Source organism: Vibrio sp. 397 (genome assembly GCF_033339395.1).
In the GTDB taxonomy this organism is placed as follows: Bacteria; Pseudomonadota; Gammaproteobacteria; order Enterobacterales; family Vibrionaceae; genus Vibrio; species Vibrio alginolyticus.
The window spans coordinates 116,606-124,017 of the sequence record NZ_JAWOUN010000013.1 but is presented as its reverse complement, the minus strand read 5'-3'; the positions used below and the strand labels follow the sequence as shown (position 1 = coordinate 124,017).

Genomic DNA, 7,412 nt, shown 5'->3' with positions numbered 1-7,412 from the left:
ACCCAAACGTTTTTGATCTATAAACTGCATATGTTTCTTCAGATCTGGTAAGTCAAGATACCTCGGTGAACGCTTACATAAAAACGACGTTGTGACTCCCAATCATCCTAAGAAGAAAGAGATCGTCAAGAAGGCTGAAAAGCTTGATTTCGCGTTTAATCCTCGCATTTTTAAGTAGAAAAGATGAAAATGAAAGGTGTGATTCAAGAGGTGAAAATAGAATGCCTGAGAATTCTATTCAAGACAAAATCGCTAGCTTTAGCTGCATAGAAGAAGCGTTCGACTATTTTGAGATCGAGTTCGACAGCCGCTTCATTGATAATCATCGAACCGAACTCGTCAAGCGATTTAACGGCTACTTAATCCTGCAAAAGCCAGATGACTGGTTTTCTGCTCGTCGCGCACTGAAGAGCGCCTACTGTAAAGTCCAACGTAGTTTGTTAAGTAAAACCACCCGCTCAGCGTGCCGTGGTTGTACCTCTTGTCAAAGACGGTAGGGCGCAGTACGCCAAGTATTCACGTACCCAAATCAGCTCGAAAGATAAAACAGACCGTATATGCCCTGGATCCCGCACCTTGATGACCATTGGTAACCACAGTGTTGTGCAAACAAAGATTACTCATCATTTCTTTAAATGTAATTGGCATATGCTAATTACTTGTTTGAATATGAGTTGTCATTATGTCCAGAAATCGCATGTCTCACATTACCCACCAATCTCATTATCAATGTGCAGTGTGTTCTGCAACCGACGCGAATCCGAACTCTTTAGCCGTTGCGTATCAATGTTTACCCGATCATTCCGTTGTCGCAGAATTTCATGTTCTGCCGCGTCATCAAGGGTATACCGGATTATTACATGGCGGCATCGCAAGTGCTCTGCTGGATGGCGCGATGACGCATTGTCTGCTGTTTCAAGACGTTGAAGCACTTACCGCACAGTTAGATGTTCGCTATCATGCTCCTATTGAGCTAGATGAGCGAATCAAAATAACGGCTCACTGTGAGCGTGAAAGACATGGTATTTATCAGCTAGTCGCTCAGTTACAAGTCGACAATGTCGTGAGAGTAACGGCCAAAGGTAAGTTTATTTGTCCTAAAATGAAATAACGAGTTACGTGGGTGTCGTGCTCAGTGGTAAACTGTTAGGATCTGTTGACCTTTCGAGCTGATTTTTGCAGCAATTTATGGGTTCTTTATACAAGGCAGAGACTTTGATGTGTCGCTAGTCTACATGAAAAGCCGATAACGCCGTAGAAAGGAGCCACAAATGCTGCCCGAAGGGTTCGGCTAAAAGCGTTTTATCCTTTGTTGAGGTGTATTTGCTTAGAGTGACTAGGCGACATACACCTCGCCTCGTCTAAAATGCTTTTATCTCGAACAAAATTTAACCGCGAAAGATAAACAGACCCTAGCCCATTTTAAAAGTATTTCAAGGTAATTTGATGAACCCGATTCTTGCGATGTTGAAAGACAATAATATCAGTGACGAGAAAATCAACGAGCTATTTCATGCGTTAACTCAAAACCCTTTGGCAGCCATGGCAACAATCAGTCAACTGGGGCTACCACAAGATAAGCTTCAGGCATTGATGGGGCAGGTAATGCAAAATCCTGTGCTTATCAAAGAAGCAGTAGAAGAATTAGGTTTAGATTTTTCAAAAGTGGTTGAAGTAAAAGAGAAATTGCAGCAATAGCGCGCAGTTGTTGCGATAGTGAATAAAGCAATGATAAACAAGAACCGCGTAACTCAAAATTAATTGTCTGGAGAATAGCTATTAAATTTCGAAGATTAGGCCTTTCCTCCTTGAAATTAGCATATGAGCAGTGATAAGTTAGTGCTTAGAGCTATTATATGAAGAATAGTCATAAATAAAACGTGCCTTCTTAATGGCCTGTTTACGGTTGTTTACATTCATTTTTTTGTATATGTTGTAAAGATGTGTTTTCACAGTGCTTTCTGCGATAAATAAATCTTCAGATATTTCAAGATTTGATGCACCTTTGATGAGGCGTTTAAATATTTGAATTTCTCTTTTGGTTAGATTAGTACTAGCCTGTGTCACTTGTAAATTTAGTGCATAAGGGCGAATTTCGAAGAGCATCTGTGTCATTACTTTTCTTGGTAGCCACAGATCTTCGTCACTGACAGTTTTTAGACAACGTGTGAAGTGCTCTATAGGTGCATCCTGATAGATAAGTCCTTTCAAATTCAAGAAATGCATTAATTGCATTTCTGCTAATGCCTTTTCTCCAATTTCTTTAGGAACATCGTAAATTATCCATTTGTTGGACAATATGTTTGTTAAGCTTACATTGTTACCACTAAACTCCACTATGTTTTGATAACTAATAAGAACGAGATCAGAGCTAATGATCTCTTCAGATTTAGTGATCTCTTTCGAGCATTTTTTTTCTAAGGAAAAATAGCCAGTTTTTTCTATTTCTTGTTGTATAAACTGATTGGAAATTCCGTTATCACTAACTAGAAGTATATGCTTGCTATTTCTATTACTATTCTTTTTTGAGTCGATATTTATCATGATAAACTACCATTGACATTTATTATACTTATTTTCAATATATCAAATGTAGATAACAGTGCCGAATTTTTCCAATATATTATTAATAATTTTAAAGATAGCACACACTATGGTTGTTGTGATAGGTTAGGTTCGATAAATATCTGTAACATATCTTTGTATTGACCTCCTGGCTTTTCCGTCGCGTCACCAATAATAAAGCTCAAAGGAATGGGCTGCCCGATCGTCGCAGCATCACGTTGAATACGTGCATCAGTATGTTTTAGGTTTATATTATCGTTGTCGAAGATAAGCTGATAGGGGATGTCCCATCTGGGGTCATTTGATTCGTGGCGCAATGCACCTTGATGTGATGACTCCAAAACAACTGTGTAGGCAGAGTTACTTTGTACCCATAGATTTGGCGAGGAGTTGATCACTTTGTTTGAATGTAACGTTCCTAAGTCAAGGTCATAGTGTGGTTGTGATAATCCGTAAAAATGAATTTTCGCCGCGGATGGTACATCTACAGTGACAGGAAGCAAGGTAGGACTTATTTCTATCTTGCTGTCTCCTTGTGCATAAGACGTTGCAACTTCTAAAACTCCTCGATAGCTCCCTGACGTTAACCATTGTTTACCGGGAAAGCGCATTTGTACGGTTGCAGTAGGTTGGTTCTCGGTCAAAGTAAAGCGCCATTGATTAGCTATTGTGTTACCTGATTGTCCACTCCACTCGAAAAAAAGCGGCTCTTGACGGCTACTTTTCAGTGATTTACTTGTATCGTCAAGCTGTAAAGCTAAGTTAAGCTCGCAGCCCTCACCAATAATATTTGCACTCACGCGATAGGTATTGATAGTTGCAAAACTACTGTTATTGAAGACATCGTATTTTGCTTGTGTTGATGCTGGTTGGATAGACAGAGAGTTAGCTTCACAAGCCCAAACAGAAGGTATATTAGCCAATGGTAGCAAGAACAATGCGCTCCGCTTTAGTTGTTTAATCGACATATAACTCTCCTAATCTGATCAAGGTGTCACTTCGTTCACTAAGATTAATAACTACCGACTCTTGCTCTTTAGTATCAAGAACGAGTTTGTATTGTCCCGGTTTTAATCCAGAAATAGCAAAAACCCCACTACGGTTTGTAAAGAATTCAATCGGTTCTTGCTGTGTTTTACCAAGGTACTGGGCAAAGCCCGCAACAAGTGAAATAGGGCTGTTACTTTGACGATCGAACAGCTTACCAATGACGGTTAATACCGCATCAGAACCAATTTGAAGTTGAAATCCTTTTTTATAGCCAGGTTTAACCCAAAAAGCGCCTTCTCCGAGATCGTAACCGGGTGGTAAATTTTCCACGTCGTATCCGATCACTTGGCTGTTATAGGCCACAAGGTCAGGAACCAACGCAGAAGCGTCTTCATAAAGATAGACGCGTGCTTGCTTACCGTCTCGGGTAGGGTCGATGGCAACGTCGTTCTCTGCAAGGCTTTCATGTTTATTAATGATGGCAAACGCTTCTCGAACGGGTCTTCCTAGTGTCACTGATGACCCTGCAAATGCAACCGCACTACTAAGCTTAAGATCGGTGCTATGATTTCTCGTATTATCACTGATGCTCTCAAGGCGAGAGGTGTGACTCGCGCTTAATTCGTAGCGGTTTGCCGTATAGTTAACCCCAAGATTAACATCTGCGTCAGTCTCTTTGTTATTAATGGTACTGGCAAATGCAGAAACACCGCCAGTGCTTCCAATATTATTTTGATAACTATAATCTAAGGCACTTTCATTGAGTTCTGTTGAATAACGACCAACGACACGTGTTTGTTTGCTGAGTGGCCAACTTAAGGTGAAAGTCGTGCTAATGTCATCGCTCCCCCTCTCGTTATTCTTATAATTAACACGAGCGCTCCACGTGGCGGGTGTATCGAATAATCTTGCTGATAAGCTGGGACTTACAATCCAATAATCGTTTTTTTTATCAACGCCAGCTCGATAATTTAGAGTAACAGCCGCGCGTAATGAACGTGAAAGATAGATGGATCCAAAAGCACTAGCATAATGAGTCGTTAAATTAATATCACTGCTTGATGCTTCATAGGCCGACACTCCACTGAAGCTATTACTTAAATATTCATAACTGAAGCTTAATTGTGGCTCTAGTGAGTTTGATTTAGAAAATTCGGCATCGAATGCCACTTTATAAGCGTCACCGCGGCCATAAATCGGATGATCACTCTGTGAAGCGTTTAATTCAGTAATGCCTAGTTTAGAAGCGAAAAGTGCGCTAGCACCATATTGGTATAGGTTTTCACGGACTTGAGAATTAACTCCTAAGGTTAACCAAGGTGAGACACCAACATCGAGATAACCATGAAAAATACGCTCATCCGTGAGGTATTCTAATTGTCTATTTTGGATTTCTGATGGAACGCCATACATGATACTATATTCGAATTCGCCACTGTTTAATAAATCATTACCGGTCGCAATCGAAAATTCAATGCGTTCTTCATTTCCTGAACGATCAGTAATAACAAGCTCAATATCATTGCTTCCTTGTGCTAGTGGAATATCACTGAGATTATAACTACCTGCCCCAAGGGTTAACCTTTGTACAGGGATGCCATCGATATACACATCGACATTAGATGTACGTTGGAGTGTGAAGGTTTGACTTGCGCGAGGGCGTACATTTTTGGTTGGTATAAGCGTGAAGTCACGCGTCACACCAACTCCTAAAATGTCAGTTCCATCTTGAAAGGCTTGACCACTGTTGTACATATCACCTATTACTATTCGAGTGCCTTGTTGAGGGTAATCGATGTTAAGGCGTGTACCCTCCCTAACGTAGCTTGAACCAGTTAGAGAACCATTTTCTATAAAGGATTCATATTCAAAATTAAGCATGCTTACATTCAATGCTGAGTCGAATCGGCTGCGATATAGACTTTCTCGAGCAGAGTCTTCGTCGACAAACTGACTTTCATTTGCAGAAAGTGACACATTCACATAGCCACTTAAAAGGCTTGGCTGCGCATAATTATATAAATTTCCCGCTTCGCTCATTGATAAATTTTGAGTCAGGCTGAATTGTGGTGGGATCGTCAAAACACATTCTAATGAAGCAAAATCGAAGGTTAAACCTAGCCCTGTTTGTGCGAAGTGCTGCTGAGACAATACGTTATTACCACTAGATTCCCTCAACGCATTCATTACCTCTTGCGTTACAACTGACGTCAGGAGAGATAGGGTGTCCTCTTTGGGTAATAAAATTTGGTTGTCTGCCGTAATGGTGATGTCTGCTTCACCTAATATGGTATCACTGACCCTAAGCAAAGATGTTAATTGAATATCTCGGCCAGTCGGATTAAGCACCATTTCTTGGCAGTGGGCAGCAGGAATTATTATGAATAGAACAGAGCAGCACATGAATGTGAGACTATTCAACCTGCGCATCAACTTAAAAATCTTTAAAAAGTCAGTTTTCATAACCATGATAAACGCCAACGGGTAATTGATTCGAAGAAGAATGTACAGTAATAGTAGAATGTGGTGGGACAAATTGCTCACCTAACGTCTCAAGCACGACTTGATTAAAGTCACCATGAAGACTGTCAAACCTGAGTAATGAGGTGAAAGTGAATCGATTCCCTGAGTTAGTGAGCGTTAAACTACCATGTTCACCAATATGTAACTTTACGTCCGGTTGAAGAGAAGAAGAGTGGACGTGTAATAGTGCGTTGTAGTGGATCTTTAGATTAATCCCAGTAGATAAACCATTCACTTTTTCGACTTGCGTACTCTTTCGATCAATATTGGCGGTGCTAAAGCGAATAAAGTAACTTTGGGACACGTCGAGCGCCACTTTGCTTAGCCATTGTATTCTAAATGTTTGACGCTTTCCGGGCGCAAGCATTGCTGCGGGCGGAAACACCAAAATGTCTTCATTTGGTGAACTAGACGTTTCAAACGTACCATCAGGCGCAAACGTCAAACGCCGAACGTTGGCTTCAAGTGCGAGCGTTTTAGTTGAGTTATTGGAAACTACCAATTGCGAAGTTAGCTGATGATCCGTATTTAGCTCAATGACAGTTGGAGAAAGCGTAATTCCAAACGCTTTAGTATAGATAAAGCACACCATCACACCGGCTAATAAACGCCATTGCATCGCTACTTCTCCTGTTCAATATCAATGGATAGTGTACGAATATTGAAATTCTCAAGTGGTAACATTTCAAGGATACGTTTGGAGTGGGGCAGCACTAACGTCCCTGGGATACGTTGTGCGATTTCGTTTCCTTTCAAGTACGTTGACTGAGTGCCATCGGACACTTTCCAGGTCGTGTTAGTTAATCGTCCGTAACTGTTACCGTTATTCAGTACTTCTAGAACCCAATTATCTTTGTCGTTTTGTTTTATACTTGTCACGGCAAACTGGGGCGAGGTATTTTGCGGGCGAACATTGATGAGCGTGTTAAACCGAAGAAGCAAACTCACTTGGCCTTGGTTGCTGCTCGCTCGTTCCACTTTAACTTGTTTAACCGCAACCCGGTACGCTCTAGATTCAGTGATGGAAGGGTCGCCTAAGTACCGAATCATAACCGATTGTGCACGGCCTGGCTCTATAATGGCAGTGACGGGTATGACCAATAATTCTTCATCCGCTGGTTCGATGGTCTCGTTACCATATTCATCCATGGTCATAAAGTAGGGTTGCAGTTCTACCGTCAATGGCACGGTAGAGGTATTCTCTACCCGCATTGTCATTTGAGCACGTTTCCCTAATGGTGCCATCTCGGCAGACATCGGTTCTACTTTAAACGCATGTGCGAACATACACGTAAAGGACAAAACGAAAAATGTGAACCAACGAGTCATAGTAG

General features: G+C 41.1%; 8 protein-coding genes and 1 pseudogene. 4 read left to right on the top strand and 5 right to left on the bottom strand.

What is annotated here, in order from left to right:
* Positions 1-82: 82 nt before the first annotated feature.
* The 4 genes and pseudogenes from R7P36_RS19165 to R7P36_RS19150 form a co-directional block, all read left to right on the top strand.
* A pseudogene (locus tag R7P36_RS19165) lies at positions 83-178 on the top strand (RES domain-containing protein); the annotation flags it as partial.
* 43 nt (positions 179-221) lie between these two features.
* Entirely contained in the window at positions 222-497 is a 276-nt protein-coding gene (locus tag R7P36_RS19160) for a nitrogenase-stabilizing/protective protein NifW (protein WP_005398559.1), read from the top strand.
* Positions 498-682: 185 nt separating this feature from the next.
* A complete protein-coding gene (locus tag R7P36_RS19155) occupies positions 683-1,111 on the top strand; it encodes a PaaI family thioesterase (protein WP_005398557.1) in 429 nt (142 codons plus the stop codon).
* A 335-nt stretch (positions 1,112-1,446) separates the two neighbouring features.
* A complete protein-coding gene (locus tag R7P36_RS19150) occupies positions 1,447-1,698 on the top strand; it encodes a DUF2999 family protein (protein ID WP_005398555.1) in 252 nt (83 codons plus the stop codon).
* Between the two features lie 138 nt (positions 1,699-1,836).
* On the opposite strand, the gene R7P36_RS19145 is transcribed toward R7P36_RS19150, so the two are convergent.
* The 5 genes from R7P36_RS19145 to R7P36_RS19125 all read right to left on the bottom strand — a co-directional run bounded on the left by R7P36_RS19145 (position 1,837) and on the right by R7P36_RS19125 (position 7,407).
* The gene (locus R7P36_RS19145; protein ID WP_169629191.1) at positions 1,837-2,544 is read right to left on the bottom strand and encodes a helix-turn-helix transcriptional regulator; all 708 of its coding nucleotides are present in this window, start codon (positions 2,542-2,544) and stop codon (positions 1,837-1,839) included.
* A 107-nt stretch (positions 2,545-2,651) separates the two neighbouring features.
* Entirely contained in the window at positions 2,652-3,533 is an 882-nt protein-coding gene (locus R7P36_RS19140) for a hypothetical protein (protein ID WP_005398319.1), read from the bottom strand.
* Positions 3,523-5,907 (bottom strand): fimbria/pilus outer membrane usher protein, encoded by a 2,385-nt coding sequence (locus R7P36_RS19135; protein ID WP_031780705.1) that lies wholly within the window; start codon positions 5,905-5,907, stop codon positions 3,523-3,525. The genes R7P36_RS19140 and R7P36_RS19135 overlap by 11 nt, the downstream gene beginning before the upstream one ends.
* Positions 5,908-6,007: 100 nt before the next feature.
* A complete protein-coding gene (locus R7P36_RS19130; protein ID WP_005398315.1) occupies positions 6,008-6,697 on the bottom strand; it encodes a fimbria/pilus periplasmic chaperone in 690 nt (229 codons plus the stop codon).
* Between the two features lie 2 nt (positions 6,698-6,699).
* Positions 6,700-7,407 carry a molecular chaperone gene (locus R7P36_RS19125; RefSeq protein WP_005398312.1) on the bottom strand — a complete coding sequence of 236 codons (708 nt, stop codon included), beginning with the start codon at positions 7,405-7,407 and terminating at the stop codon, positions 6,700-6,702.
* Positions 7,408-7,412: the final 5 nt, after the last annotated feature.

What these genes read in the sequence shown, in the direction of transcription:
- R7P36_RS19160 (WP_005398559.1), top strand. Translation starts at nt 222, where the DNA reads ATGCCTGAGAATTCTATTCAAGACAAAATCGCTAGCTTTAGCTGCATA.
- R7P36_RS19155 (WP_005398557.1), top strand. Translation starts at nt 683, where the DNA reads ATGTCCAGAAATCGCATGTCTCACATTACCCACCAATCTCATTATCAA.
- R7P36_RS19150 (WP_005398555.1), top strand. Translation starts at nt 1,447, where the DNA reads ATGAACCCGATTCTTGCGATGTTGAAAGACAATAATATCAGTGACGAG.
- R7P36_RS19145 (WP_169629191.1), bottom strand. Translation starts at nt 2,544, where the DNA reads ATGATAAATATCGACTCAAAAAAGAATAGTAATAGAAATAGCAAGCAT.
- R7P36_RS19140 (WP_005398319.1), bottom strand. Translation starts at nt 3,533, where the DNA reads ATGTCGATTAAACAACTAAAGCGGAGCGCATTGTTCTTGCTACCATTG.
- R7P36_RS19135 (WP_031780705.1), bottom strand. Translation starts at nt 5,907, where the DNA reads ATGGTGCTTAATCCGACTGGCCGAGATATTCAATTAACATCTTTGCTT.
- R7P36_RS19130 (WP_005398315.1), bottom strand. Translation starts at nt 6,697, where the DNA reads ATGCAATGGCGTTTATTAGCCGGTGTGATGGTGTGCTTTATCTATACT.
- R7P36_RS19125 (WP_005398312.1), bottom strand. Translation starts at nt 7,407, where the DNA reads ATGACTCGTTGGTTCACATTTTTCGTTTTGTCCTTTACGTGTATGTTC.